The sequence below is a fragment of the Streptomyces sp. NPDC028368 genome (genome assembly GCF_055565615.1).
This window is the reverse complement of sequence record NZ_JBVHTY010000003.1, coordinates 313,719-339,442: the sequence shown is the minus strand read 5'-3', so window position 1 is coordinate 339,442 and position 25,724 is coordinate 313,719. Positions and strand designations below refer to the sequence as shown.

The window sequence follows — 25,724 nt, the reverse complement described above, 5'->3', positions numbered from 1 at the left end:
GACAGATCGTACGCTCGAGCAGATCGTAAGTGCATGCATACTAATTTTCCCGAGGAGCGGGACCACGGCATGCCGGGCCTGGAGAGGCTGGCCCGCATCACGGCACTGGATGGCGAAGCCGTACGGGAGAGCGTGGCCGTCGTACGCCGGGTGACCCCCGCGGACCTGTCCCGGCCGACCCCCTGCTCGGCCTGGACCCTGGCGGATCTGCTCGCCCATATGACCGTTCAACACCGGGGGTTCGCGGCGGCCGCGCGCGGGGACGGCCAGGATCTGGCGCACTGGGCGGCCGGCCCGCCCGCCGAGGACCCCGTAGCGCGGTACGCCGATGCGGCCGACGAGGCGCTCACCGCCTTCGCCGCCGTCCGGTCGCCCGACGCCGACTTCGCCCTTCCCGAATTCACCGGCGCCCAGAGGTTCCCGGCCACCCTTGCGATGGGCTTCCACTTCATCGACTACGTCGTCCACGGCTGGGACGTCGCCAGGACACTGGGCCTGCCGTACGACCCCGCCCCGGAGCTGCTGCGGGCCGCGCTCCCTGTCGCCCAGGCCGTCCCGGCCGGCGACGACCACCGGCTGGCCCCGGGGAGCGCCTTCCGCCCGGGACTCCCGGCGGGCGACGGCGCGAGCACACTGGACCGGATCCTGACGGCGCTGGGCCGTTCCCCGTCCTGGGCCCCGCCGTGCTGACGTCGTCCTGGACGCCGGGCGCGGAGCGCGGCCACGACGGCCCGGTGCTGGTCAGCCTCACCGACTTCACCCTCGCCCGGATCACCGACCTGCCGGGCGTCCATCTCGCCGCCCGCCGCCTCACGGCCGGCTGGCCCGGCCTGGAGGGGGCGCTCGCGGTACGGCTGTGGGCGGCCCCGACCGCCCGCCGCTGCGGCGCGGTCGCCGTCTGGCGTGACGAGGCCGCCCTGCGCCGCTTCATCGCCTGGCCGCCGCACGTCGACATCATGCGTCGCTACCGGGGGCGCGGGTCCCTGGCCTCGACCACATGGACGGCGGCCCGCTGGGATCCACCGGGGATCTGGGACCGTGCGCAGGCCGCCATCCGGCCGTTGCGGCGGGCGAGTTGAGCGTTACCGTTCACCGTCGGGCCGGCGGCAAGGGCTCACGGCCGGGCGACATCCTTGCGCGTGGCGGCCACATAGCCGACGAAGCCGAGGATCGCGATCAGCCAGTACAGGCTGACCGGTCCGGTGCCCAGCCCCAGCCCGCCACGGGTGGCCGGCGCCGCCATCCAGTCCGCGATCGAGGCCCCGAGCGGCCGGGTCACGACATAGGCGAACCAGAAGGCCGGAATGGCGCCCAGGCCGAGCTTCCAGCGGCCCAGGGCCGGAATGGCCATCACCACGGCGAACACGCCGATCGAGCCGAAATATCCCAGCCCCAGAGTTCCGGCGGTCATATCGCCCGCGGCGGTGCCGAGCGCGAAGGTAGCCAGCACCGTGGCCCAGTAGAAGCCTTCCCGGCGGCTGGTGTAAATGCTGTGGATGGACAGCGTTTTCTCACTCGCGAACCAGAGGGCGAATACCGCGGCCAATACGGCCAGAAACGTCACGGTCGATGTCAGATAGGGAATACCCAGTCCGATATGGACCACATCGGCGGCCATCGTGCCGAACACACTCACCATGACGATGGCGGTCCAGTAGATCCAGGCCACATAGCGGCGTATGCAGAACTGCACCACCACGGTGACGACCAGGGCCGCGCCGGCGAGACCGACGGCGGTCATGGGGTCGAGGACATGAGCCAGGTAATCCGAGAGCGTTTCGCCCATTCCGGTGGTCAGCAGCTTGATGATCCAGAAGTAGACCGTCACTTCCGGGACCTTGCTCATTGCGTTCCGCGCAGGGCCCATTACGGACCTGTCCTGCTGGAGTTGGCCTGTCGTCATGGTCGGCAAGGATGGCACACCGAATTCGCCGATTCCTAATTCCCCCGAGCCGTATACCCATTCCGTACGACCGAAGGTAAGAGAGGCCCGTGAGGGAGGTGTGAATTTCGGCGGTGAATTGGTGGGGAATTTGCCGCTCTGGCTCGGGCCCGGCTCGGAAAAGGCCACCGGGCCGCTTCCCTCGGTAAGAACGGCCCGCACCGTGAAGGGAGTTGGTGCCGGCGGCCGGCTACCGCTGCGGCAGCGCCGTGCGGCAGGCCGGTGTCACTCGTCGGCGAAGGTGTGGGTCGCGCGGCGGTAGGGCGGGGAGACCGCGGCCAGGCGGTGCGGGGGCCACACATCGTCCCGGTCGTTCAGTGTCAGCTCGGCACCGCGCCGCAGCAGCCAGATGACCTCGAACTGGAAGTGCAGTACCGCATCGCCGAAGTTCCGGTCCAGGAGGGCGGACACCAGCCGGATCATGTCGTCCTGCTGGACGGATGGATCCGACCTGCCGAGCCGGAACACCGCCCATACGGTCGGGGTGAACCCGAGATCGGCGATCACGGGGTTCCACGGCGGCTGCGGCTTCTCCTCACCCACGCGGATCCACATGTCCCGCCCGGTCGACGCGCCGTCGTCGAGCACCCGCTCCGGGGTGACCGACGCGTCGAACAGTCCGACTGACCGGGCGACGTCGCACAGCTGCCGGGCGACGTGCGCCGCGGGCGTGAGCGTCGCCATGTCGAAGCTGTAGGAAATGGCCATCGATCGATCCTTCGTCCAGCCGTCCGCATCACCGCCCGCCGTCCGGCGTCCCCTCGACGATCAGCCGCTTGGTGTCGGCGTTACGGACACGCAGCGGGGCGATCGCCTGATAGGCCGCCGAGTCGTTCCATGCCTGGGCGGCCGCGACGCTCGGGAACTCGAGGACCACCATCCGGCTGGGGCTCCAGTCGCCCTCGAGGACGTGAAACGCTCCCCCGCGTACGAGAAACCGCCCGCCGTAGGGCTCGAGGGTGGCGAGGACACCGGCGCGGTACTGCTCCAGTTCCTCGGCATCGCCGGTGAGTTGAACGTCCGCGATCACATAGGCAGTCATGCCGCAGACCCTACGACGCGGACGCCTCCAGGGCGCCCGATTTACGGCCCCGCGCAACGCGGACGGGGCGCCCCCAAAGGGGGCGCCCCGTCACAACCGGCTCAGGCCGGGCGCAGCGTCAGCGCTTGGCGCGGGAGGCGGCGCGGCCGCGCTCCTTCTGGTCGAGGACGACCTTGCGGATACGCACGGTCTCCGGGGTCACCTCGATGCACTCGTCGTCGCGGCAGAACTCCAGGGACTGCTCGAGCGAGAGCTTGCGCGCGGGCACGACGTTCTCGGTCGTGTCCGCGGAAGCCGCACGCATGTTGGTGAGCTTCTTCTCCTTGGTGATGTTCACGTCCATGTCGTCGGCGCGCGAGTTCTCGCCGACGATCATGCCCTCGTACACCTCGGTGCCGGCCTCGGTGAAGATGACACCGCGCTCCTGGAGGTTGACCATCGCGAACGGCGTGACCGAGCCGGAACGGTCGGCGACAAGGGAGCCGTTGTGACGGGTGCGCAGCTCGCCGAACCACGGCTCGTGGCCCTCGAAGATGGAGTGCGCGATGCCCGTGCCGCGGGTCTGCGTGAGGAACTCCGTACGGAAGCCGATCAGGCCGCGCGACGGGACGATCCACTCCATGCGGATCCAGCCCGAACCGTGGTTCGTCATCGTCTCCATGCGGCCCTTGCGGGTCGCCATCAGCTGCGTGATGGCGCCGAGGTGCTCCTCGGGCGAGTCGATCGTCATGCGCTCGATCGGCTCGTGCACCTTGCCGTTGACCTCCTTGGTGACCACCTCGGGCTTGCCGACGGTCAGCTCGAAGCCCTCACGGCGCATCTGCTCGACCAGGATGGCGAGCGCGAGCTCACCACGGCCCTGGACCTCCCAGGCGTCGGGGCGCTCGGTGTCCAGGACGCGGAGCGAGACGTTACCGATCAGCTCCTTGTCCAGGCGGTCCTTCACCTGGCGGGCGGTGACCTTGTGGCCCTTGCCGCCCTTGCCGACCAGCGGCGAGGTGTTCGTGCCGATGGTCATGGAGATCGCGGGCTCGTCGACCGTGATCAGCGGGAGCGCGATCGGGTTCTCGGGGTCGGCGAGGGTCTCGCCGATCATGATGTCCCCGATGCCGGCGATGGCGCAGATGTCGCCCGGGCCCGCCTTGTCGGCGGGCTTGCGGGTGAGCGCCTCGGTCATCATGAGCTCGGTGATGCGGACGTTCTGCTGCGTCCCGTCACGCTTGATCCAGGTGACCGTCTGGCCCTTGCGCAGCTCGCCCTGCTCGACGCGGCAGAGCGCGATGCGGCCGAGGAAGTTGTCCGCGTCCAGGTTGGTGACGTGGGCCTGCAGCGGCGCCTCCTCGTCGTACTCCGGGGCGGGGACGTGCTGCAGGATCGTGGAGAAGAACGGCTCCAGGCTGTCGCTGTCCGCGGGGACGGTGCCGTCCTCCGGCTTGGTCAGCGAGGCGATGCCGTCACGGCCGCAGGCGTAGACGATCGGGAACTCGATCTGGTCCTCGTCGGCGTCCAGGTCGAGGAAGAGGTCGTACGTCTCGTTGACGACCTCGTCGATCCGGGAGTCCGGGCGGTCCGTCTTGTTGATGCACAGGATGACCGGCATCCGGGCCTGGAGGGCCTTGCGGAGCACGAAGCGGGTCTGCGGCAGCGGACCCTCGGAGGCGTCGACGAGGAGGACGACCGCGTCCACCATCGACAGGCCGCGCTCGACCTCGCCACCGAAGTCGGCGTGGCCGGGGGTGTCGATGATGTTGATGGTGATGACGTCGCCGCCATCCTTGGGGTGGTACTTGACGGCCGTGTTCTTGGCCAGGATCGTGATGCCCTTCTCACGCTCCAGGTCGTTCGAGTCCATCATGCGGTCGTCGAGCGACTCAGCGGCGTGCGCGGCGAAGGCACCGGCCTGCTTGAGCATGGCGTCGACGATGGTCGTCTTGCCGTGGTCGACGTGGGCGACGATGGCTACGTTACGAATGTCGTGGCGGGTGGGCATACTGGCGGCGCTTCTCCCGGATCGTGGGTGGCGGCACGTACGGTCCGGTACGTGTGCCTCTCGGCCGGGCTTGCATACGCCACGACCTCACCCCATGGTACGGGGCTGCGGCGACATCGGCCGCCACAGCCCGTATGTACAACCTCTGACCTGCGATTTCTTACCGATTGTTGGCTCTGGCTCCACCCTTACTTCGTGTAGCCGATGTCCTGGAAGCGGGGCGAGGCAAATCCGAACGCGCCGACATTGGCGAGGGATTTCCTGGTGGCCACCAGTTCCGGGCGCTGATAGAGCGGGATCGATCCGGCGGCCGCCCAGATACGGGCATCGGCCTGGGCCATGAGCTTGCCGGCCGCGTCCTCGTCCAGCTCGGAGACCGCCTCGTCGAAGAGCTGGTTGATGTGGTCGGTGCCGACCCGGGTGTAGTTCTGCTCGACGGCGAGCGAGCCGTCGGCCGCGGGCTCCGGCTTGGCGTAGATCGGGCGGGCGTCGGTCGCGGGGTAGGCGGTGCCCGGCCAGGAGTAGAGCGCCAGGTCGTAGTCGCCGGCGGCGATGTGGTCCTGGAAGTAGCTGGCGTCGGCGACCCGCTGGACGGACGTCTGGATGCCGACTTTGCCGAGCATGGCCGAGATCCGCTCGCCCACGGTGCGCAGCTGCTCGGAGCCGGCGCCGTCGGGGAGGACGAAGCGCAAGGTCAGCGGCTTGCCGTCCTTTTTCATGGCGGGGACCTGAACCGGCTTGCCCTGCCTCTTCGCCGCGACCCCGGCCTCGGGGCCGGTGCCGGCGGCGACCTGTGCGGCGGCCATCGGGTGCTCCGCCCGCGCCGCCTCCGCCCGCGCCTCGCGCGCCTGCTCGGCGCTCAGCGGGCGCGCCTCGCCGGCCTCGGAGACCTGGCCGATCTCGACCCGCTCGGCCTCACCCATCGCCCGCGCGGCGTGCCGCTGGAACGTCCGGGAGGTCTCGGACGCGCCGCCGTCCGCCTCCTCCTGAGCCGCGGCCTCCTCCTTGTAGAAGGCGGCGCTCTGGCGCAGCAGCGCGGACTGCTGGACCTCGGAGCCCACCGCGCCCGCGGCGGACAGCGGGGCGTCGGCGGCCGCGGGCCGGGCATCGGCCTCATGGGCCTGCCCATTGGCCCGGTCGGCGCGGTCCGGCCGGGCCGGGTTGCGGTTGTCCGCGGAGCCCGCCTTCGGGGACGCGGACGACTCGGCGGCGGCACCCGACGCGCTGGGCGCGCCCGCGCCCGGCTTCTGCTTGGCCTGCTCGGTGAGCCCGCCCGGCTTCCAGCCCGCGTCCGCGAGCAGCGCCCTGGCCGCGGAGGCGTCCTGCCCGCCGACCGCGTCGCTGTGGTCCTCGTACCCGTCCTGCCCGGCCATCAGCAGATGGCTGCCGAGCGGCTTCGCGGGCAGGCTGAGGGGCTTGAGGACGGTGTCGGCGAGCGCCTGCCGGTCGATGGCGCGGGCCACCGCGCGGCGGACCCGCTCGTCGGTGAGCGGGCCGGTGCTGCCGTTGAGGGCGAGCTGGGTGTAGGCGGGCTCCAGGGCCTTGCGGACGGTGTAGCCGCGCAGCTTCGCCGGTGCCGCCGGTTTCGCGTCCGTCTCGGCCTTGGTCCCGGAGCCGGCCGGGTGGCGGGCCTCGGCGACCTTCTTGGCGGCGCCCTGGTCGACCTCGGCGACGTCGATGGCCCCCGCGGCCAGGGCGGCGGCCCGCTCTTCCCGCGGCAGCTCCGTGAAGACGATGCTGTCGAGCTTGGCGCGGGCGCCCCACCACTTCGGGTTACGGACCAGGGTGACGCGGTCGCTGTCCTTGACCCGCTCGCCCATCATGAACGGCCCGGCCGCGACCTTGAGCCGCTCGCGGGTCCCGTCGTTGAAAACATCGGCGTCCCCCATCACGCTCTGCGGATACAGCGGCGTGAACAGGGACCGCCAGTCGGCATACGGCTTGCCGAAGGTGACCTTGACCTCGTGCTTTCCGGCGCCCCTGGTGACCTTGGCGATCCGGTCGTATCCGGCGTTGCGGGCGGTCCAGAACGCGTTGTCCTTGCCGCGCAGCGCCTTCCACTGGGCGATGAAGTCCGCCGCGCCGATCTTCCGGCCGTCGCTCCACCGCGCCTTGGGATTGATCTTGTACGTGACGACCTGCTTCGGGTCGCGGGCGCTGATGTCGGCCGCGTCCAGGTAGTCGGCATTGCGCTGCGGCCTGCCGCGGTCGTCGACGGTGAAGAGGCTGGGCAGCACGGCGCTGGTGATCCGTGCGGTGGTGGCGTCGGCATCGGCCTGGAAGGCGTTGAGGGTGCCGGGCATGGTGTCAACGGCCCAGCGGACCGTACCGCCGTCCTTCAGCCGTTCCCGCGCGGCCGGGGCGATGTCCTGGGCCGCGGCCGCCGCGTCCGAGTCGTCGCTGCATCCGGCCAGGACAGGCAGCGGAAGCAGCACCCCCGCCGCGATCAGCGCGGCACAGCGGCGCCTGCGGCACGCTGAGCTGACTTGGTCGGTCATGGCAGTTACCTCCGAGGCTCGCCCGCGCCGCGCCAACACGTTCGGCCGACTTTGCGGCTCATCACATCTATGGCTCCCCCACTGAAGGCGACCGGTCACGGCACGTCCGAACGACACGTCGACCGCCCCGGTAAGGCCACTCGCCCGGCCCAGTGCCGGGCCTCGGATGGGGGCACACAGCGCCTCGAATGGCGGTCGGCGGACGGCCCGTACGCGTCATGCCCGCACCCGCGTTCGACACCCGCCGCGGCGCATGATTGCCGAAACGCACCGGTTCGAGTCGTAATCGCGCCGCACCCCTTCCCAACGCCTACTGTGACGCGCGACACTCGCGGGCGCATGTGATCGCCCACCACATTCTCCGGAGGTGAGGGCACGTATGTCCCTTCAGGACGACTTGAAGGCGGTTGAACGCAACCTGACCGAGCTGAACCGGTCGGTGGCGCGGCTGGAGCAGCAGGTCGGGGCCGGGCTGGACATCCGGCGGATCCGCAGCGATGCGGACCATCTGCGCGAGAGCCTGGGCTTGTTGAAGGAGAGCGCCGCGGGCGCGAAGCCGGCCCGGTCCGGTGCCAACGGCGACGAGATGGTGCCGGTCTCCGACGCCCCGTACGACTCCGCGCTGTGGACGGACGCCGAGGACGAGGGCCTCGGTGCCAAGGACCGGCACGCGCCCTAGGGGTCCCCCTCATCCCCGCCCGCCCAGCCGCGCCCCGACGGAGCGCCCTTCACGGAGACCGACGTTGGCCACTGGCATCGAACCCTCACCGCAAGCGGGCGCGACCGGCGTGCATGCCGCCTCGCGTGCCGCCATCCCCGCCCGCCACCTGCGGACCGACCGCTGGTGGCTGGCTCCGGCCTGCACCGCTGCCGGGCTGCTCGCCTTCATCGTCTACTCGACGTGGCGGGCCTTCGCGAACGCCGACTACTACCACGCGCCCTATGTGTCGCCGTTCTACTCGCCGTGTCTGGCACAGAACTGCCACACCATGCGCGGCGGGCCCAACTGGGAGATCTTCGGCAGCTGGTGGGGCCTGTCCCCCGCGCTGCTGATCCTGATCTTCCCGCTGGGCTTCCGGCTGACCTGCTACTACTACCGCAAGGCCTACTACCGCGGCTTCTGGGCCTCGCCGCCGGCCTGTGCGGTCGCCGAGCCGCACAAGAAGTACACCGGCGAGACCCGCTTCCCGCTGGTGCTGCAGAACCTCCACCGCTACTTCTTCTACTTCGCGGTGCTGGTGGCCCTGGTCCTGACGTACGACACGGCGCTGACCTTCCGCGACGAGCACTACGCCTGGGGCCATATGGGGCTGGGCACGCTGGTCTTCCTCGCCAACATCGTGCTGATCTGGGCCTACACCCTCTCGTGCCACTCCTGCCGGCACATCATCGGCGGCCGGCTGCGGCACTTCTCCAAGCACCCGGTGCGCTACCGGCTCTGGGGCTGGGTCGGCAAGCTCAACGAACGGCACATGCTGCTCGCCTGGTGCTCGCTCCTGAGCGTCGGGTTCGCGGATCTGTATGTGTATCTGCTGGCCACCGGGGCCTTCGCCGATCCGCGCTTCTTCTGACGACAACTTCTTCCCCTCGGCATAGGAAAGGTGTGTCCTCGATGGCGCATGTGGACCGGCAGGCATGGGACGTGGTCGTGGTGGGGGCCGGCGGGGCCGGCCTGCGCGCCGCGATCGAGGCCCGCGAGGCGGGTATGCGGACGGCCGTGATCTGCAAGTCCCTGTTCGGCAAGGCCCATACGGTGATGGCCGAGGGCGGCATCGCGGCCAGCATGGGCAACGCCAACGAGCACGACAACTGGCAGGTGCACTTCCGCGACACCATGCGCGGCGGGAAGTTCCTCAACCACTGGCGGATGGCGGAGCTGCACGCCCGGGAGGCCCCCGACCGCGTCTGGGAACTGGAGACCTGGGGCGCGCTCTTCGACCGCACCGCGGACGGCCGGATCTCGCAGCGCAACTTCGGCGGCCACGAGTACCCGCGCCTGGCGCATGTCGGGGACCGTACCGGCCTGGAGCTGATCCGTACCCTCCAGCAGAAGATCGTCTCCCTGCAGCAGGAGGACGAGCGGGAATTCGGCGCGTACGACGCCAGGCTGAAGGTCTTCCAGGAGTGCACCGTCACCCGTGTGCTCAAAGCTCGTGCCGATAGCGGCTCCGCCGCGGGCGACCGCGTCGCGGGCGCCTTCTGCTACGAGCGGGAGTCCGGCCGCTTCTTCGTCCTCGAAGCCCCCGCCGTGGTGCTGGCCACCGGCGGGATCGGCAAGTCCTTCAAGGTGACGTCGAATTCCTGGGAGTACACCGGCGACGGGCACGCATTGGCGCTGCTGGCCGGAGCGCCGCTGATCAACATGGAGTTCGTGCAGTTCCACCCGACCGGGATGGTCTGGCCGCCGTCGGTGAAGGGGATCCTCGTCACCGAATCGGTGCGCGGCGACGGCGGGGTGCTGCGCAACAGCGAGGGCAAGCGCTTCATGTTCGACTACATCCCGGACGTCTTCAAGGAGAAGTACGCGCAGTCGGAGGACGAGGGCGACCGCTGGTACGAGGACCCGGACAACAACCGCCGGCCGCCCGAGCTGCTGCCCCGCGACGAGGTCGCGCGTGCCATCAACGCCGAGGTCAAGGCGGGCCGCGGCTCCCCGCACGGCGGCGTCTTCCTGGATGTCTCGACACGGATGCCGGCCGAGGTGATCAAGCGGCGGCTGCCGTCCATGCATCACCAGTTCAAGGAGCTGGCGGACGTCGACATCACGGCCGAGCCGATGGAGGTCGGCCCGACCTGTCACTACGTGATGGGCGGGGTGGACGTGGACCCGGACACCGCGGCGGCAACCGGTGTGCCCGGTCTGTTCGCGGCCGGTGAGGTGGCCGGCGGCATGCACGGATCCAACCGTCTGGGCGGCAATTCACTGTCCGACCTGCTGGTCTTCGGCCGCCGGGCCGGGCTGCACGCCGCCGAGTACGCGGCGGCGGTGACCGTGCGGCCGGTCCCCGACGAGCCGCAGGTGGATGCGGCCGAGGCGGAGGCGCTGCGGCCCTTCAGCGCCGAGGACGAACGGCAGGGCGCCGCTGACGGCGGCGGCCCGGCCGAGAATCCGTACACCCTCCACCAGGAACTCCAGCAGTCGATGAACGACCTGGTCGGCATCATCCGCCGGGAGGGCGAGATGGCCGAGGCGCTCCAGCGGCTGGCCGGGCTGCGGGTACGGGCCCGGCGGGCCGGTGTGGAGGGGCACCGGCAGTACAACCCCGGCTGGCATCTGTCCCTCGATCTGCGGAACATGCTGCTGGTCAGCGAGTGTGTGGCGCGGGCGGCGCTGGAGCGCGAGGAGAGCCGCGGCGGGCACACCCGCGACGACCACCCGATGATGGACCGGCGCTGGCGCAACATCAATCTGGTCTGCGAGCCGGCCGATTCCCGGGCGGATGGGGTACCGGCGGACCCGGCGCTGGGCCAGATCCGGCTGACCCGCCGCGAGACCCCGCCGATCCGCCCCGATCTCCTCGAACTCTTCGAGAAGGAGGAGCTGGTGAAGTACCTGACGGACGAGGAGCTGGGCCGGTGACCGGGCAGACAGTGAGCGGGGAGACGGCGAGCGGGGAGACCGCGAGCGGGCAGGTGGCGAGCGGACGGACCGCCGACGGGCCGGCGGCGAACGGGCAGTCCGGCGCGTACCAGGCGCACTTCCGCGTGTGGCGGGGCGACGCGGACGGCGGCGGCCTGGAGGACTTCTCGGTCGAGGTGCACGACGGCGAGGTGGTGCTGGACATCATCCACCGCCTCCAGGCGACCCAGGCCTCCGATCTGGCGGTGCGCTGGAACTGCAAGGCGGGCAAGTGCGGTTCGTGCAGCGCGGAGATCAACGGGCGGCCGCGGCTGATGTGTATGACGCGGATGTCGGTGTTCGACCGTACGGAGACGATCACGGTCACGCCGATGCGGGCCTTCCCCGTCATCCGCGACCTGGTCACCGATGTGTCGTTCAACTACACCAAGGCCCGTGAGGTCCCGGCGTTCGTCCCGCCCGCGGAACTGGCCCCCGGCGAGTACCGCATGCAGCAGGAGGATGTGAACCGCTCGCAGGAGTTCCGTAAGTGCATCGAGTGCTTCCTGTGCCAGGACACCTGCCATGTGGTGCGCGACCACGAAGAGAACAAGCCTGCTTTCGCCGGACCGCGTTTCCTGATGCGCATCGCCGAACTCGACATGCATCCGCTGGACGCCGCCCCGGAGAACGGACTGGACCGCAAGCGCACCGCGCAGGACGAGCACGGCCTGGGCTACTGCAACATCACCAAGTGCTGCACGGAGGTCTGCCCCGAGAACATCAAGATCACCGACAATGCGCTGATCCCGCTCAAGGAGCGCGCGGCGGACCGCAAGTACGACCCGCTGGTGTGGCTCGGGAACAAGATCCGGCGGCGTGGCGAGTGACCGGCCGCCGCCCGATGGGCGGTCGCGAATTCCCCCCAAGTCGTCATTACTCATGAGGTTCTGACGACACGTCACTTGACCGGAAATGATCTCACGGCGTCGGCTCGCCAGCGCGGTATAAGAACGGAATGAACTTTCCGAGAGTGAGCCGGCGCAGGGTTCTGGCGGGTATCGGCAGCGTCCCTCTGGCGGCGGCGGCCGGTATCCCCGCCGAAGGCCGGGAGCGGCCCGAGAGATCACGAGAGACGCCGGAGGAGATACGGGCCGAGCGGCGCACCACCGTGCTGCGCGGCGCGGATCTGGTGCTCACCATGGACCCCGAGGTCGGCAAGGGATCGCTGGGCACGCTCGAGGGCGGCACCGATGTCCTGATGCGGGACGGCAAGATCGCCGCCGTCGGCAAGGGACTGGACGTGCCGCACGGCACCCGGGTGGTGGACGCGAGCGGCAAACTCGTCCTCCCCGGCTTCGTCGATCTGCACAACCACCTGTGGCAGTCCAGCATCCGCGGGGGCTGCTCGGCGCAGGACCTCAACGGCTGGCTGGCCGACTGCAACCGCGTCACCCTGCCCAGGATCGACGCCCGGGACATGTACCGCTTCGTCCATCTGGCCGCCCTCGACGCCCTCCAGGCGGGCGTCACCACCGTCGTCGACTGGGTGCACCCCATCCCGTACGACACCAGCGAGCGCTATATCCGCGCGCTGGACGACGCCGGGCTGCGGTTCGTCTACGCATCGACGCAGGGCGCGGCCGATATCCACCTCATCCCCGAGATCAAGAAGGACTTCCTCGACCCGCTGGCGCTGGCCTCCGCACAGGTGTCGGTGCATGCGGGCATGTCCGCGCTCAAGGAGCTGCGGCAGTTCCACGAGGTCGCCCGGGACCTCGGCGTAATGCTCAACTCCCATGTCCTCGAACACCGCGACGACCGCAAGGACGACCCGGTCCGCGCGCTGCGCGAGACCGGCGCCTTCGGCCCGGACCTGCTGATGAACCACGCGATCCACCTCACCGACGAGGAGATCGCACTGGCCGGCGAGCACGATGTGCGGGTCGCGCACTGTCCGCTCAGCAATATGCGGCTGGCCTCCGGCATCATCCCGCTGCCTGCCCTGCACCGGCACGGCGTCCGGGCCGGGCTCGGGCACGACGGCGGGACCAACGACACCTCGGACATGTTCAATGTGATGAAGGCGGCCGTCGGGCTGCAGCGGGCGCGGCACGAGGACGCCGGGATCCATCCCACGATCCCGGCCGTGCTGCGGATGGCGACGCTGGGCGGCGCGGAGTGCATCGGGATGGCCGACCGGGTCGGCTCGCTGACCCCGGGCAAGTGCGCCGACGTCCTGGTCCTGGACCCCGGCACCCTCAACTTCGCCCCGCGCTTCGACTGGACCAGCCAGATCGTGCTCAACGGCCAGCCGCCGAACGTGAGCGAGGTCTTCGTCGACGGTCATCTGCGCAAGTCGCGGGGCGAACTGGTGCATGTGGACACCGAGAAGGTGGTCCGCGAGGCGGAGCTGGCCGCGAACCACATCCGCAGCCTCTGAACCGGGCGGGCCGTACGCGCCCGCGCCCGGCCCCTACGGGAGATTCCCTACGGGATGGGTGGGCCCCCTGTATTCCAGGGTAGAGGGGCGCCGCCCATCCCGGGATCCCTCAAAAGAGGCTCAGCAGGGCCTCCGCCGGGTCGACCGCCTCCGACTCGCCGTCGGGCAGGGCGAGTTCGAACCAGACGGTCTTGCCGCGCGGGGTGCGGCGGCTGCCCCAGCCGGCACTGAGCAGGCCGACCAGCTGAAGGCCGCGGCCGCCCTCGTCGGTGTCCCGGGCGCGGCGCCGGCGCGGCTGGGCGAGATCGGCGTCCCACACCTCGCACACCAGGGTGCGGTCCAGCAGCAGCCGCAGCCGGATCTCGCCGTGGCCGTGCCGTAGTGCGTTGGTCACCAGCTCGCTGACCAGCAGTTCCGTCGTATCGATCAGCTGTTGCAGGCCCCAGTCCGTGAGCTGGTCGCGGGCCAGCTCACGGGCGCGGGCCACCGAGCGGGCCTCCGGCGCCAGGCTCCAGTCGCCCACCGCGTCCTTGGGCAGCCCGTGCACCCGCGCCATCAGCAGCGCGATGTCGTCCTCGCCGTGCGAGGTGTCCAGGGCGCTCAGGACATGGTCACAGGCGTCCTCCAGCGGCCGGTCGGTACCCGAGAGGGCCAGCCGGAACGCCCGCAGCCCCTCGTCCAGGGGATGGTGGCGGGACTCCACCAGGCCGTCGGTGTAGAGCGCGAGCAGCGAACCGTCCGGCAGGTCGACCTCGGTCTCCTCGAACGGTTCACCGCCGACGCCCAGCGGCATCCCCGGCGGCACATCGAGCAGCAGCGCGTCCTCGCCCTCCTCGACCAGCACCGGCGGCAGGTGTCCGGCGTTGGCGAACGTACAGCGCCGGGTGACCGGGTCGTAGACGGCGTAGACGCAGGTGGCGAGGTAGACCTCGGAGAGGTCGGCGGTACGGGCGGAGGCACCGCGCTCGGGCACCGAGGCGGCCGCGCCCGAGGGGCTGCGCGGCGGGCGTACGGCGGTGTGGGCGTTGCCGCTGCCGCCGAGCCCGCGGGCGATCTCGTCCAGCGCCGAGAGCACCTCGGCCGGCTCCAGGTCCAGCAGCGCCAGCGTCCGTACCGCGGTGCGGAGTTCACCCATCGCCACGGCGGCGCGCAGGCCGCGTCCCATGACATCGCCGACGACCAACGCCGTGCGGTGGCCGGGGAGTTCGATGACGTCGAACCAGTCGCCGCCGACCTCGGTGGCGGTGGTGCCGGGCAGATAGCGGCAGGCGATGTCGAGGCCCGCGGCCTCCGGGTCGCCCGGGGGGAGCAGGCTGCGCTGCAGGATCAGGGCGCGTTCGTGCTCGCGGCGGTAGAGGCGGGCGTTGTCGATGCAGACCGCGGCGCGGGCGGCCAGCTCGACGGCGAGGGCCGTATCGCGCTCGCCGAACGGCTCACTGCCCTTCGTACGGGAGAACTGCACCAGTCCGACGACGGTGTCCCGGGCGACCATCGGGACGGCGAGGGTGGAGTGCACCACCGCGCCCAGCTCCTGGCGGTCGTCGTTCTCGCGGCCCGGGATGATCTGCACCTGGCCGGTCCGCAGGGCGCCCGCGCAGGGCGAGTTGAAGGGGTAGCGGTGCACGGCGCCGACCGCGACCGGCCCGTCCGGGGAGCCGTCCTCGGGGGCACAGGAGGTGGCGGTGGCCAGCGGGGCGTCGGAGACGGCGCTGGCGAAGGCGACCCGGCGCAGCTCCGCGCTGCCGTCGCTCATGCCGGGCGGGGCCTCGTCGCCGGCCAGCAGGCCTTGGTAGAGGTCCACCGATGCCAGGTCGCAGAACTGCGGGACGGCGACGTCCAGGAGGGTGCGGGCGGTGGTCTCCAGGTCGAGCGAATTGCCTATCCGGGCGCCCGCTTCGTTGAGCAGGGCGAGGTTGCGGCGGGCGTTGGCGGCCTCCCGTTCCGCGCGGCGGCGGCCGGTGATGTCGGCGGCGAGTGCCGCGACGCCGATGGGGCGGCCGCTGGCGCCGTGCAGGCGGTAGAGCGAGACCGACCAGCGGCGGCGGTCCTCCTCGCCCGGCACCGAGCCGACCAACTGCATCTCGGTGACCGGCTCACCGGTCTCCAGGACGCGGCGCAGCGCGGCGGTCATCCGCTCGGCCTCGGGGCGCGGCAGGAAGTCGTGCGGGCTGCGGCCGCGGTACTTGCCGGCCGGGCCGCCGAAAACCGTGGCGAACCGTTCGTTGACCCGCAGCAGCTTCAGATCCGTGCCGAACAGGGTGAAGCCCATGGGAGATTGACCGAAAACGGCCTGCGAGGCGGCGAGGTCGGTCTCGATGCCGCGCAGCGCCCGGACGTCGACGACAAGACAGACCGCGGCGCGCGCGCCGCTCTCCGTCTCCGACGGCATCACATAGATCTCGGCGAGCCCGTCGGTGTCGCCGCCCAACTCCCTGCGGTAGGGCACCAGGCCGGTCCACTCGCGGCCGTCGAGGATCTCGGACACCTTGCGGTGACCGGTCTCGTGCAGCTCGCGGGGCACGAACGCCGCTACGGGGTCCTTGCCCACGGCGTAGCGGGCCGGGATGCCGAGCATCTCGGCGGCGCGCTCGCTCCACTGGTCGATCCGTCCGTCGGGCCCCAGCGAGAAGGAGGCGACGCGGATGTAGTCGTAGATCGATCCGGGCTGGCTGCTCTGCCAGACGGGCAGGCCGTGCGCAGGCCGGTGTCTGCCTGGGTCCCCCGGACCGTCCGCACCGCCCTGGCCCTCGGTCTGCGCGGGTTCTGCCCCGCCACGTGACATCTCGCTCACGAGCCCCGTCCCCTCCAGCTCATCGTGCCCGGACCGGACCAGCCTGAGTATCCAGCACCTCGGCTATCCGGAACACGGTCTTCACGATCACAGCACAGTCTCGATCGCAGCCCATCTACAAAATGTCGATGAAATGGCAACGATCAGGACTCCACATGTCTCCTAACCAGCCACCGACAGCTCGAACCACACTGTCTTGCCACTCTTTCCCCGTCGGGTACCCCAACGCCGTGCACTGCACGCGACCAGCTGCAATCCACGGCCGCCTTCGTCGTCGGGGGTGGCGGTGCGTTCCTGCGGGGGGTCGGGGAGGGGGTCGGAGACCTCGACGAGGAGTGCGCCGCCGCTGAGGAGCACCATCCGGACGCCGATGGGGCCGGTGGCATGGCGCAGGGAGTTGGTGACGAGTTCGCTGACGAGGAGTACGGCCATGTCGACGGCGCCGTCCAGGCCCCAGTCGGAGAGCGTCTCACGGACTTTGGAACGGGCCGTGCGCACCGCCCCCGGGTCGGCCGGGAAACTCCATTCGGCGATCGGTGAACCGGAGACCATGCCGCGCCTGCGGACACTGGAGGAGGCCGACTCTGGGACCCCTGCCGCTGCGCTGTCGCTCACGCCGATCACTTCCCAGCCCGATGGGATCCCCGTCGATTCGCCTGCGCCATTCGCCAGCTCTGCCGGGGTTAATCACGACATACCCGGTATCAGGGCCCAAGTATCGCCTTCAACCGTGCACTGTGGCACAAATAGCGCATCTTGGCGCGGCGGGCGGTCCGGGTGGGTATGGCCGCGCGCTCCGCCTCCCGTTCGCACGCCCGCTGCGGGTGTGCGCCTTGTTTGCGGCCGCGCACGCTGACCAGGACAGCGCGCTCCGTTACCGCAGCCCGCTCGGCTACGGCAGCGCGCTCCGCTGCCGTACGGGCATCGCCGACAGCCGGCGCATCGCCTCGGCGACCGCGGGGCGGTCCTGGTCGAGCCAGTCGACCTGCTGCTCCTCCGCGGGGCGCAGCCAGCGCAGCTCGTCGTGATCCTGGAGCGGCCGCGGATCGCCGGACAGCAGCCGGGCCGTCCACACCTGCAGCACAAAGCCGGGCCGCAGCACCCACTCGCCGGGGATCCGCTCCTGCGCGGCGGCCTCGACACCCAGCTCCTCGCGCAGCTCGCGCACCAGCGCCTGTTCGGGCGTCTCGCCGTCCTCCACCTTGCCGCCGGGCAGCTCCCAGCGGCCTGCCAGGGCGGGCGGTGCGCTGCGCCGGGCGGCCAGCAGCCGTCCCCGGTCGCACACCGCTGCACCCACCACTACGCGCACGGTCGTCATGCGCCGCAGCCTACGTCCCCCGTCGTCGTCCCGCTTCTCCTTCCCCGCCCCTCAGGTCATCGCCCGGCCCACCCGCTCGACCACGTAAAGCTGCTGGTGACCTCGGGTGTCCAGTCGTTCGGCCACCCGCTCCGCCTCCGCCCGGGTGGCATAACGGCCGACGCGATAGCGGTTGCCGCCTTCGTCCTGGCGGATGACGATCCAGGGCAGCACGGCCCCACTGTCGGTCATCGCGCCCCTCCGTCCGCCGTGTGGTGCGCCGCCATGCGCCCGTCCTGTGCTGATGCCGAAATCGCATTCCGCATATGCCCGAGCGTACGCCCGACCTTTACGCACCGCATACGAATTTGCACAAAGAGATACCGAACCGGCCACCCGCGGGCCCCCGGGTACCGGGAGCGGGCCGCGAGTGGCCGGTGGAAAACGGTGGGAGCAGGGGGACTCAGGCGCCCACGGGAGCCTTGTCCGCGGCCTCCTCGGCCCGGTCCGCCTCGTCGGCCTCCCGGAGCTCCGCCTCGGCCTGGACGAGCGAGGGGTTACGCCACGAGCTGCGCACGCCCCAGTAGTAGAACGCGAGGCCGAGCGCCGCGACCAGGACGAGGTCCCAGCCCTGGGGCAGATAGCCCTTGCCGCCGAACTCCTTGCCGCCCGCGTACGAGACGGCGGCCATCACCAGCAGATACGCCACCATCCAGGCGCCGGCCTTCAGGTGCGGGCGCAGCTCGGCCCACGGCTTGCGGCCCTGGGTGAGCGGCTTGCCGATCTCGTACCAGGCCCAGACCGGCAGTCCGACGGCCATGATCAGGATGACCTTGCCGGTCAGCGGCCAGCGGCCCCAGTAGAGCACCAGCGAGCCGAAGACCATCGCGACCGGCGCGATGAAGGGCATCGCGCGCAGCTGGACGGGGCGCTTGAGGTTCGGCGAGATACGGCGCAGCGACATCACCGCGACCGGGCCCGTGATGTACGAGATGACCGTGGCGACCGAGACGATCGAGGCGAGCGAGCCCCAGCCGCGGAAGACCGCGAGGAAGAGGAACGCGATCACGAGGTTGAGCAGCAGTGCCGGACGCGGCACACCGGTCTTCTTGTCGACCTTGCCGAAGACGCCGGGCAGATGGCCGTTCTCCTGCACGCCGTGGATCATGCGCGAGGTGGTGGCCGCGTAGATCATGCCCGTGCCGGAGGGAGAGACGAAGGCGTCCGCGTACAGCAGCAGCGCCAGCCAGTTCAGGCCCCAGGCGACAGCGAGGTCGGCGAGCGGGGAGTTGAAGCCGAGCCCGGCCCAGCCGCCGTGCGCGCCCAGCTTGTCGCCGGGCACCGCCATCAGGAACGCCACCTGGAGGGCGACGTAGATGACCAGCGCGATCACGATCGACCAGATGACGGCCTTGGGCAGCGACTTGCCCGGGTTGCGGGCCTCACCGGCGAGGTTCAGCGGCGACTGGAAGCCGTTGTAGGCCCAGACGATGCCGGAGACGGCGACGGCGGTGAAGACCGAGCTCCAGCCGTTGGGCGTGAAGCCGCCGTGGTGGGTGATATTGCCGGTGTCGAAGTGCGCCATCATCAGCGCGGTCGCCGTCAGCACCGGGACGACGACCTTGAAGACCGTGATCGCGGTGTTGGTCTTGGCGAACAGCGAGATCGCGAACCAGTTCAGGAAGAAGTAGAAGATCAGCAGGATGCTGGCGAGCCCGACGCCGGTGCCGGTCAGCTCCTTGCCGTCGTACAGCGCCTGCGCCCAGCCGTACTTCCACGAACTCATGTACTGGACCGAGGCGGTGGCCTCACCCGGGATGACCGAGACGATCGCGATCCAGTTCGCCCAGGCCGCGAGGTATCCGGCGAGCGAGCCGTGCGAGTACTGGCCGTAGCGGACCATGCCGCCGGCCTTCGGGAACATCGCACCGAGCTCGGAATAGGTGAGCGCGATGGTCAGCGCGACCAGCGCGCCGATGATCCAGGCCACGATCGCGGCCGGTCCGGCGATGGCGGCGGCCCGCTCGGCCCCGAAGAGCCAGCCGGAACCGATGATGGACCCGAGACCAGTAGCGGTCAGGGCGATGGTCCCGAGGGACCGACGGTAATTCGAGTGCGAGCCCTGCTCCGCACCCGGTGTCTTCGTCGTGCTCACGTGCTGGTCTCCTGGTCTTCCCCCGTGCCGTGCACAAACTTCGCCATCGTAAGAGCGAATCCGAAGATCGGGTTCCCGAACAACGCAAAAAGACCCGGCCAGTTGAGGCCTTGTGACCCTTCCCACACCGATATACGGACCTCATTTACGGACGAAAGCGCGCGAATGGGGCACGAGCGTGACGGATTGCGGACCGTGCGGGATCCGTCGTGTGGACATCAGGGACCACCGGGCGGGCGTGGGACCCCTCGGGGATACGCCGGGGCCCTCGGGGGTACGCCGGGGCCCCGCAGGGTGCGGCCCGGCCCGCCCCCGTCGGCTACCTGACCGGCAGGTGGTAGGTGACCCGGTGGCGGTCCGCGAGCGTGACGACATCGGCCGTCTCGACCGGCCGGCCGCCGGCGAAGTACGTACGCGAGATCACCAGCACGGCATGCCCCGGCACCCCGCCCAGCGTCATGGCTTCCTCCGCCAGGCCCGGCCGCGCCCCGATCTCCTCGACCACGTTGTCCACGACGACATCGATGGCCGCCATCCGCTCGACCACCCCGCGCCCCGCCAGCGGCCCCTCCTCCGGCAGCATCACGGGCGTCCGCCCGGTCACCTCCAGGGGCTCCCAGGAGGTGGAGAGCATGGACGGCTCGCCTTCCGCCCGGAAGAGATAGCGCGTCCGCATCACTTTGGCGCCCGCCGGGATGCGCAGCCGCGCCGCCACCGCGGAACCGGCGCCCTCCTGGCGGCTGCTGGACTCCCAGGTCCCCTTCACCCGCTCATCGGTCTGCTCCTGCCGGAACGGTGTGGTGCAGACGCCCGACTGATAGCCGGCGCGGGCGATACGGCGCGGCACGGGCTGCTCGCGCACATAGGTGCCCGACCCCGAACGGCCCTCGACCAGTCCCTCGGCCATCAGGACCTTGCGGGCCTCCAGGGCGACGGTGTCCGAGACGCCGTACTCCTCGCGGATCCGGGCCTGGGAGGGGAGGCGGGTGTGCGGCGGCAGCAACCCGTCGACGATCTTCTGGCGCAGGTCGCCTGCGACACGGAGGTACGCGGGCTGCTCACCGAAAGGCACGTGCCCCTCCCAACAGCTTGACAGTCAGCAACAGCGTGGCAACCGCGCGTTCATCACCGCAACCTTGGGCCAAAGCTTTACCCGAGGCGAGGAAGCCCAGCTCAACCGGCACGCAAACCAAGGCAGCACCGGGAAAGCGGGCCGCGCCATGGCGCGCCTCCCGCGCTCCGGCAACTCCATACGCCCCGCACACGCCCCGATACGCCCCGCCGCCGGACCCGCACGGGCACCCCGGCCCAACCGGTGCACACCTCCGACCCGTGACACGATCAAAAGGGCACAACCCGAGCAAACGGAGCGAAGAGCACGCCGTAAAGGGATGCATGCCGATGCCCGACGAACCCGGCTCGCCGCCCTCGCCGCCCTCCCGCACGGGCGAGGAGCACCACCTCTCCCCCATGCCCGACACCTGGCAGCGCGCGCTCGCCGTCGCCGCCCACCCCGATGACCTCGAGTACGGCGCCGCGGCCGCCGTCGCCGAATGGACCGCGGCCGGGCGCGAGGTCACCTACGTACTGGTCACCCGCGGCGAGGCCGGTATCGACGGGCTCGCGCCGGACCGGTGCGCCACGATCCGGGAGGCCGAGGAGCGCAGCGGGGCCGCGCTCGTCGGCGTCCGCTCCGTCGAGTTCCTCGGCCACCGCGACGGCGTGATCGAGGCCGGTGTGCCGCTGCGGCGCGATTTGTCGGCCGCCATCCGCCGGCACCGCCCGGAGCTGCTGATCACCCTCAACCACCACGACACCTGGGGCGGCGTCCGGTGGAACACCCCCGACCACCGGGCCGTCGGGCGCGCCGTCCTGGACGCGGCGGGCGACGCCGGCAACCGCTGGATCTTCCCCGAGCTCACGGACGGCCAGGGGCTCGCCCCGTGGACCGGCGTCCGCTGGGTGGCCGTGGCGGGCTCCCCGTACCCCACGCACGCCGCGGAGGTCGGGCCCGGCATCGAGCGGGCGGTCGCCTCACTGGCCGCCCACGAGGCCTACATCAAGGGCCTGACCGGCCCCGGCCAGGACCCGGCGGCCTACGCCCGCACCTTCATCGAGCACATGCTGCGCGCCGGCGGCGACCGCTACCGAGGCCGCCCGGCCACCCTCTTCCAGCTCTTCCCCCGCTAACGCCCACCCCTCTCCCCCTCACCCCCTCGCCCCGTGATGCATCAACTCCCTTTCCCTCAGGGCTCGTTCCGCGGTGCCCGCCGGTCCTGAAAACGCTGAGGACCGTGCCCCGGAGGAGAGGCACGGCCCGGTCAGCGGGGGCGCCGGCGGCGCCCGGACGGGTTACTTCTTCGGCCCGAAGACCATGGCCAGCGGCTGCTTCTCCTTGTAGACGGTGGAGGGTTCGCTGACCTTGCCGGACCCCAGGTAGAACCGGCCGCCGGTGTAGAGAAGCTCGCGGTCGGTGGTGAAGCGCGCCTCGATCGTGGCGTTGGCGGCGGGGTTCTGCAGGAGCTTGGTCTTCTTGAACGAAACGGGATCGATCTTCCAGACCGCGCCGGCGTCCTCCGAGATGTCGTCGGCCTCCTGATAGGCGATCACCTGGCCGCTCTCGTCGAGCCCGATCGGTATCAGGCGGCCCTCCTCGGCCCCTTCGGCCCTGCCGATCCGCTTCCCCGTCTTCAGGCTGAACGCCACGACGTCGTTCTCGGCATCGGAACCCGCGCCGACCGGGTCCCGCGTCCCCAGATACAGCGCACCGGCCTTCTTGCTCACCGCGAGTTGGCTGCACCCGTCGGTCTCGGTGGCCGGGCAGTCGACCTCGTACTTCCCGAACTTCCCGCCGGATGTGCCGATCTTGCCGAGCAGCTTGCCGTGTGCCGCGCTGTCGTCGATCGACAGGAACTCCGAGACGGCCGAGCCGCCCTGCGCCTTGCCGTCATTGACGGCGACGACCAGCGGATCGGCGGACACCACATGCGCGTTCTCGGTGCCGGCCGGCAGTTTGTAGCTCGACTTCACCGCCCGCGTCCTGGGATCCACCGTCTGGACATCCAGCCGGGGATGCTTGGGGTCGGCGCCGCAGTCGCGCACCGCGATCAGCTTGTCGCGGCTGCCCGCATACCCGTTGTCCTGGCACTTCTTGCCCGAATCGGGCTTCCACAGCGGCTTGCCGTCGACCGTCCAGGCCGCGGAGACGTTGGTGCCGCCCGCGGCGACGGTGCCGCCGCCGATGGTCACCTCGTCGAACATCTGGGCGTTGCCGTCTTCCTGCGCCTGCTTGTGCCAGCGCATCGTGCCCTTGTTCAGATCGACCAGGCCGACCTCGGTACAGACCGAGGGGTCGTCCTTGTCGTTCTCGAACACGACGGCGATCAGCCCGTCCTCGGTGGGCCGCGGCGACGACCAGCAGATCTCACCGCTGAGCGGAACGGTCCACTGCGCCTTTCCGCCGTCCAGCGGATAACCCACGATCTTTTTCAGATCGGCCTTGACGAAATTCTTCTTCGTCGCCCACATTCCCATGGCACCGGCCATCTCGCCGACCTTGGCCATCGGTACCTGGTTCAGCATTTCCCCCTGGGCGGCGGGCGCCTGGTCCGCGCCCGCGCCGCCCTTCCCGTTCCCGCTTCCCCCGCCTTCGTCCGCACTACAGCCACTGACCACCAGCCCGGCCGCGAGCACCGCACCACCAACGACCGCCAAACGCGACCTGGACAAATCCATTTCCCCTTACACATGCGGACGCAAGGCCCGACGCGACCAAGCGCTTTCCTCGCGGTCAGATCTTTCCTTTTACGAAACCGGATTTCAACTCGAAATCACTGATCGCCAGGTCAGTTGAAATGTCCCGGAGGCCATTACGGGGATGACTGCGGAATGGCTGCGGGAATGATTCCGGAAAGAGGGGAAATCGATATCCGGCTATTTCCTGTCCGAAGGCGTGGTTCCGCAAACCCGGCGGGGCCGGCGCCGGGGTGAGCCCTCCCGTTGAGCCTTCCCGTTGACCTGCTCCCGTTGTGTACATCTGCGACACTCGGTACCCTGGGGCGCATGACGCAGATGCCCATAGAGTCCATCCGTGACGTCCGCGCGCACCTGGCCGAGGTCGTCGAGCGGGCCGACCGCGACGACCTGCCCACCGTCATCACCCGCCGCGGCAAGGAAGTCGCCGCCGTGGTGTCGATAGAGGTGCTCCGCAAGTACCAGCAGTGGGAAGAACGCGAGATCAACCGCATCATCGACGAGCGCATGGCGAACCGTTCGGCCGGCATCCCCATCGAGGACGTCATGAAGGAGACGCTGGCGCGCAGTGAGTGATTACCGCACCGTCTTCCGTCCCGAGGCCCAGGCCGAACTCCGCAAGATCCCCCGGGACGCCGCCCTGCGCATCCTGGCCAAGCTGGCGGAGCTGGAGACGGACCCCTACGGCTTCAAAACCACCGCGCTCGTGTCCCAGCCGGAACGCCGTCGTCTCAGGGTCGGCGACTACCGGGTCATCTACACCCTCGACAACGGCGAACTCGTCGTGTGGGTCGTCCACGTAGGACACCGGTCCACGGTCTACGGCACCTGAAGGCCGACCCCCGTAGCGCGGGGAACAGCAGCGGAAACGGCAGAGGGCAGGGCTCCGGGAGCCCTGCCCTCGCTCGGTGAACGCTGCCGGTGGTGAACGCGGTTGGCGGGAGGAATGCTTGCCGGCCCCAAGGCCTCACCGCTCCCGGACAGGTCCTGGAGCACCGGCAGCGCCGCGACGGCCCCGAGCGCGAGATACACGCCCCCCACCGCATGGTGCTGCCGGTCCAGGACGCCCGGCCGGCGGCGCAGCCAGGTGCTCACCGCGCCGCCGGCCGGCGCGTACATCACGTCCATGGCGAGGGCGATCGCGAAGAACACCGCGCCCAGTTCCAGCATGTGGGTACGCGCGCCCGGTCCCGGGACGACGAACTGCGGAAAGAAGACGAGGACGGCCTCCGCCTCGAGGGGCTGGCCGAGGCGCTCGCCGGGGCCGCGCTGCTCCACGCCGCCCCGACCTTCCACAACCCGACCGGCATCCTGATGTCCGCCGCCCGGCGCCGCCGTATCGCCGAACTCGCCTGTCGGCACGGGGTTCCGGTCGTCGAGGACCTGGCCTACGACAGCCGGCTCACCGACGCCCCGGAGCCGCCGCCCGTCGCGGCCTTCGCCCCACCCGGAGCCGAGACGCTCACCATCGGCTCCCTCACCAAGGCGGTCTGGGGCGGCCTGCGCATCGGCTGGCTGCGCGGTCCGGCCGGTACGGTCGAGCGGCTCGCCCGCCTCAAGGCGCAGGCGGACATGGGTACCCCGTTGCTCGACCAGGCGCTCGCGGCCCGTCTGTTGCCGCGCCTCGACGAGATCAAAGGGGCCAGGGCACAGACCCTGCGCACCGGCCTCACCCGCCTCGAATCCCTGCTCGCCGACCGGCTCCCCCGCTGGACCTGGCGGTCACCCGCGGGCGGCGCGGCATTGTGGATCCGGCTGCCGGACAGCACCGACTCCAGGGTCTTCGCCCAGGTCGCGCTGCGCCACGGCATCGAGGTGGTTCCGGGCTCCGCAACCGACCCGAGCGGCGCCCACGACGACCACATCCGCGTCCTGTTCGCCCTGCCCGCCGCCCGCCTCGACGACCTGGTGGACCGACTCTCCGCGGCCTGGACGGAGCTGACCGCCCGGCGGCGCCGGAGGTGAGCGAGAACGACGCTCCGGCCCGATGCCGGGGACGAGGACACCATCCCCACCGTGCCCGCACGTCTGCGAGCTTGACGAGCCAACCGTCGCCTACGCCCCGTCCATAATCTCCCGCCGCGCGCTCCAGCGGTCCTGGCCCTGCGAGTTCAGCCTCGACCCGCAGCAGCCCGCTTCGCCCCGACGCACTTGAGCGTCTGCACCACCTCGGCCGGCCGCTCGTCAACGAGCGCGGAGATTCGGCCGGTTCATCCCGTTCGCGCGGTGGGGACAAAGCATGCGAACTCGGCCT

The 25,724-nt window shown here is 70.4% G+C and carries 24 protein-coding genes; 11 read left to right on the top strand and 13 right to left on the bottom strand.

The annotated features are described in order from the left end of the window. Positions 1 to 33 precede the first annotated feature (33 nt). A complete protein-coding gene (locus ACZ4S3_RS08610) occupies positions 34 to 690 on the top strand; it encodes a TIGR03086 family metal-binding protein (protein ID WP_467928458.1) in 657 nt (218 codons plus the stop codon). Beyond that, positions 684 to 1,079, top strand: coding sequence for a hypothetical protein (locus ACZ4S3_RS08605; protein WP_467928453.1), 396 nt, complete (start codon positions 684 to 686; stop codon positions 1,077 to 1,079). The genes ACZ4S3_RS08610 and ACZ4S3_RS08605 overlap by 7 nt, the downstream gene beginning before the upstream one ends. Before the next feature lie 35 nt (positions 1,080 to 1,114). On the opposite strand, the gene ACZ4S3_RS08600 is transcribed toward ACZ4S3_RS08605, so the two are convergent. The 5 genes from ACZ4S3_RS08600 to ACZ4S3_RS08580 all read right to left on the bottom strand — a co-directional run bounded on the left by ACZ4S3_RS08600 (position 1,115) and on the right by ACZ4S3_RS08580 (position 7,472). Then, positions 1,115 to 1,903 (bottom strand): COG4705 family protein, encoded by a 789-nt coding sequence (locus ACZ4S3_RS08600; RefSeq protein ID WP_467929670.1) that lies wholly within the window; start codon positions 1,901 to 1,903, stop codon positions 1,115 to 1,117. Positions 1,904 to 2,167: 264 nt separating this feature from the next. Further along, positions 2,168 to 2,650, bottom strand: coding sequence for a SitI3 family protein (locus ACZ4S3_RS08595; protein ID WP_467928449.1), 483 nt, complete (start codon positions 2,648 to 2,650; stop codon positions 2,168 to 2,170). 28 nt (positions 2,651 to 2,678) lie between these two features. Next, on the bottom strand, positions 2,679 to 2,984 hold the full coding sequence (locus tag ACZ4S3_RS08590; RefSeq protein ID WP_467928445.1) for a DUF1330 domain-containing protein: 306 nt from the start codon (positions 2,982 to 2,984) through the stop codon (positions 2,679 to 2,681). 118 nt (positions 2,985 to 3,102) lie between these two features. Next, a complete protein-coding gene (typA, locus tag ACZ4S3_RS08585) occupies positions 3,103 to 4,974 on the bottom strand; it encodes a translational GTPase TypA (RefSeq protein ID WP_467928441.1) in 1,872 nt (623 codons plus the stop codon). 188 nt (positions 4,975 to 5,162) lie between these two features. Beyond that, entirely contained in the window at positions 5,163 to 7,472 is a 2,310-nt protein-coding gene (locus ACZ4S3_RS08580) for an ABC transporter family substrate-binding protein (protein ID WP_467928436.1), read from the bottom strand. Positions 7,473 to 7,851: 379 nt separating this feature from the next. Between ACZ4S3_RS08580 and ACZ4S3_RS08575 the strand changes: the two genes are divergently transcribed. The 5 genes from ACZ4S3_RS08575 to ACZ4S3_RS08555 all read left to right on the top strand — a co-directional run bounded on the left by ACZ4S3_RS08575 (position 7,852) and on the right by ACZ4S3_RS08555 (position 13,474). Next, positions 7,852 to 8,151: a hypothetical protein gene (locus tag ACZ4S3_RS08575; protein WP_467928432.1), complete on the top strand. Its 300-nt coding sequence runs from the start codon at positions 7,852 to 7,854 to the stop codon at positions 8,149 to 8,151. Between the two features lie 64 nt (positions 8,152 to 8,215). Beyond that, positions 8,216 to 9,043, top strand: coding sequence for a hypothetical protein (locus tag ACZ4S3_RS08570; RefSeq protein WP_467928427.1), 828 nt, complete (start codon positions 8,216 to 8,218; stop codon positions 9,041 to 9,043). A gap of 41 nt (positions 9,044 to 9,084) precedes the next feature. Continuing rightward, the gene (locus ACZ4S3_RS08565; RefSeq protein WP_467928424.1) at positions 9,085 to 11,052 is read left to right on the top strand and encodes a fumarate reductase/succinate dehydrogenase flavoprotein subunit; all 1,968 of its coding nucleotides are present in this window, start codon (positions 9,085 to 9,087) and stop codon (positions 11,050 to 11,052) included. A 53-nt stretch (positions 11,053 to 11,105) separates the two neighbouring features. Further along, positions 11,106 to 11,921: a succinate dehydrogenase/fumarate reductase iron-sulfur subunit gene (locus tag ACZ4S3_RS08560; RefSeq protein ID WP_467929665.1), complete on the top strand. Its 816-nt coding sequence runs from the start codon at positions 11,106 to 11,108 to the stop codon at positions 11,919 to 11,921. Positions 11,922 to 12,049: 128 nt separating this feature from the next. After that, entirely contained in the window at positions 12,050 to 13,474 is a 1,425-nt protein-coding gene (locus ACZ4S3_RS08555) for an amidohydrolase family protein (RefSeq protein ID WP_467928421.1), read from the top strand. A gap of 109 nt (positions 13,475 to 13,583) precedes the next feature. On the opposite strand, the gene ACZ4S3_RS08550 is transcribed toward ACZ4S3_RS08555, so the two are convergent. From ACZ4S3_RS08550 to ACZ4S3_RS08525, 6 genes are all read right to left on the bottom strand, one after another. Then, the gene (locus ACZ4S3_RS08550; protein ID WP_467929661.1) at positions 13,584 to 16,256 is read right to left on the bottom strand and encodes a SpoIIE family protein phosphatase; all 2,673 of its coding nucleotides are present in this window, start codon (positions 16,254 to 16,256) and stop codon (positions 13,584 to 13,586) included. A 171-nt stretch (positions 16,257 to 16,427) separates the two neighbouring features. Then, positions 16,428 to 16,817, bottom strand: coding sequence for an ATP-binding protein (locus ACZ4S3_RS08545; RefSeq protein ID WP_467929657.1), 390 nt, complete (start codon positions 16,815 to 16,817; stop codon positions 16,428 to 16,430). Positions 16,818 to 17,157: 340 nt separating this feature from the next. Beyond that, complete coding sequence (locus ACZ4S3_RS08540; RefSeq protein WP_467928419.1) at positions 17,158 to 17,583, bottom strand: (deoxy)nucleoside triphosphate pyrophosphohydrolase; 426 nt, start codon at positions 17,581 to 17,583, stop codon at positions 17,158 to 17,160. Between the two features lie 51 nt (positions 17,584 to 17,634). Then, a complete protein-coding gene (locus ACZ4S3_RS08535; RefSeq protein ID WP_467928417.1) occupies positions 17,635 to 17,814 on the bottom strand; it encodes an SPOR domain-containing protein in 180 nt (59 codons plus the stop codon). Positions 17,815 to 18,025: 211 nt separating this feature from the next. Continuing rightward, positions 18,026 to 19,717 (bottom strand): APC family permease, encoded by a 1,692-nt coding sequence (locus ACZ4S3_RS08530; RefSeq protein ID WP_467928415.1) that lies wholly within the window; start codon positions 19,715 to 19,717, stop codon positions 18,026 to 18,028. Positions 19,718 to 20,036: 319 nt separating this feature from the next. Next, entirely contained in the window at positions 20,037 to 20,789 is a 753-nt protein-coding gene (locus tag ACZ4S3_RS08525; RefSeq protein WP_467928411.1) for a GntR family transcriptional regulator, read from the bottom strand. Positions 20,790 to 21,118: 329 nt separating this feature from the next. Here ACZ4S3_RS08525 and ACZ4S3_RS08520 point away from each other — a divergent pair, with 329 nt between their 5' ends. Beyond that, positions 21,119 to 21,907, top strand: coding sequence for a PIG-L deacetylase family protein (locus ACZ4S3_RS08520; RefSeq protein ID WP_467928406.1), 789 nt, complete (start codon positions 21,119 to 21,121; stop codon positions 21,905 to 21,907). Positions 21,908 to 22,069: 162 nt separating this feature from the next. Here the strand turns inward: ACZ4S3_RS08520 and ACZ4S3_RS08515 are convergent, their stop codons facing one another. After that, the gene (locus ACZ4S3_RS08515; RefSeq protein WP_467928401.1) at positions 22,070 to 23,446 is read right to left on the bottom strand and encodes a hypothetical protein; all 1,377 of its coding nucleotides are present in this window, start codon (positions 23,444 to 23,446) and stop codon (positions 22,070 to 22,072) included. A 333-nt stretch (positions 23,447 to 23,779) separates the two neighbouring features. On the opposite strand from ACZ4S3_RS08515, the gene ACZ4S3_RS08510 reads away from it, so the two are divergent. Together ACZ4S3_RS08510 and ACZ4S3_RS08505 are read left to right on the top strand one after the other, a co-directional pair. Beyond that, complete coding sequence (locus ACZ4S3_RS08510; RefSeq protein WP_030064338.1) at positions 23,780 to 24,046, top strand: type II toxin-antitoxin system Phd/YefM family antitoxin; 267 nt, start codon at positions 23,780 to 23,782, stop codon at positions 24,044 to 24,046. Beyond that, a complete protein-coding gene (locus ACZ4S3_RS08505; RefSeq protein ID WP_467928393.1) occupies positions 24,039 to 24,302 on the top strand; it encodes a type II toxin-antitoxin system RelE family toxin in 264 nt (87 codons plus the stop codon). Before ACZ4S3_RS08510 ends, ACZ4S3_RS08505 begins: the two co-directional genes overlap by 8 nt. On the opposite strand, the gene ACZ4S3_RS08500 is transcribed toward ACZ4S3_RS08505, so the two are convergent. Further along, a complete protein-coding gene (locus ACZ4S3_RS08500; RefSeq protein ID WP_467928388.1) occupies positions 24,290 to 24,640 on the bottom strand; it encodes a hypothetical protein in 351 nt (116 codons plus the stop codon). The two genes, ACZ4S3_RS08505 and ACZ4S3_RS08500, sit on opposite strands and share 13 nt — an antisense overlap. On the opposite strand from ACZ4S3_RS08500, the gene ACZ4S3_RS08495 reads away from it, so the two are divergent. Further along, positions 24,641 to 25,435: an aminotransferase class I/II-fold pyridoxal phosphate-dependent enzyme gene (locus tag ACZ4S3_RS08495; RefSeq protein ID WP_467928383.1), complete on the top strand. Its 795-nt coding sequence runs from the start codon at positions 24,641 to 24,643 to the stop codon at positions 25,433 to 25,435. The last annotated feature ends 289 nt before the right edge of the window (positions 25,436 to 25,724 follow it).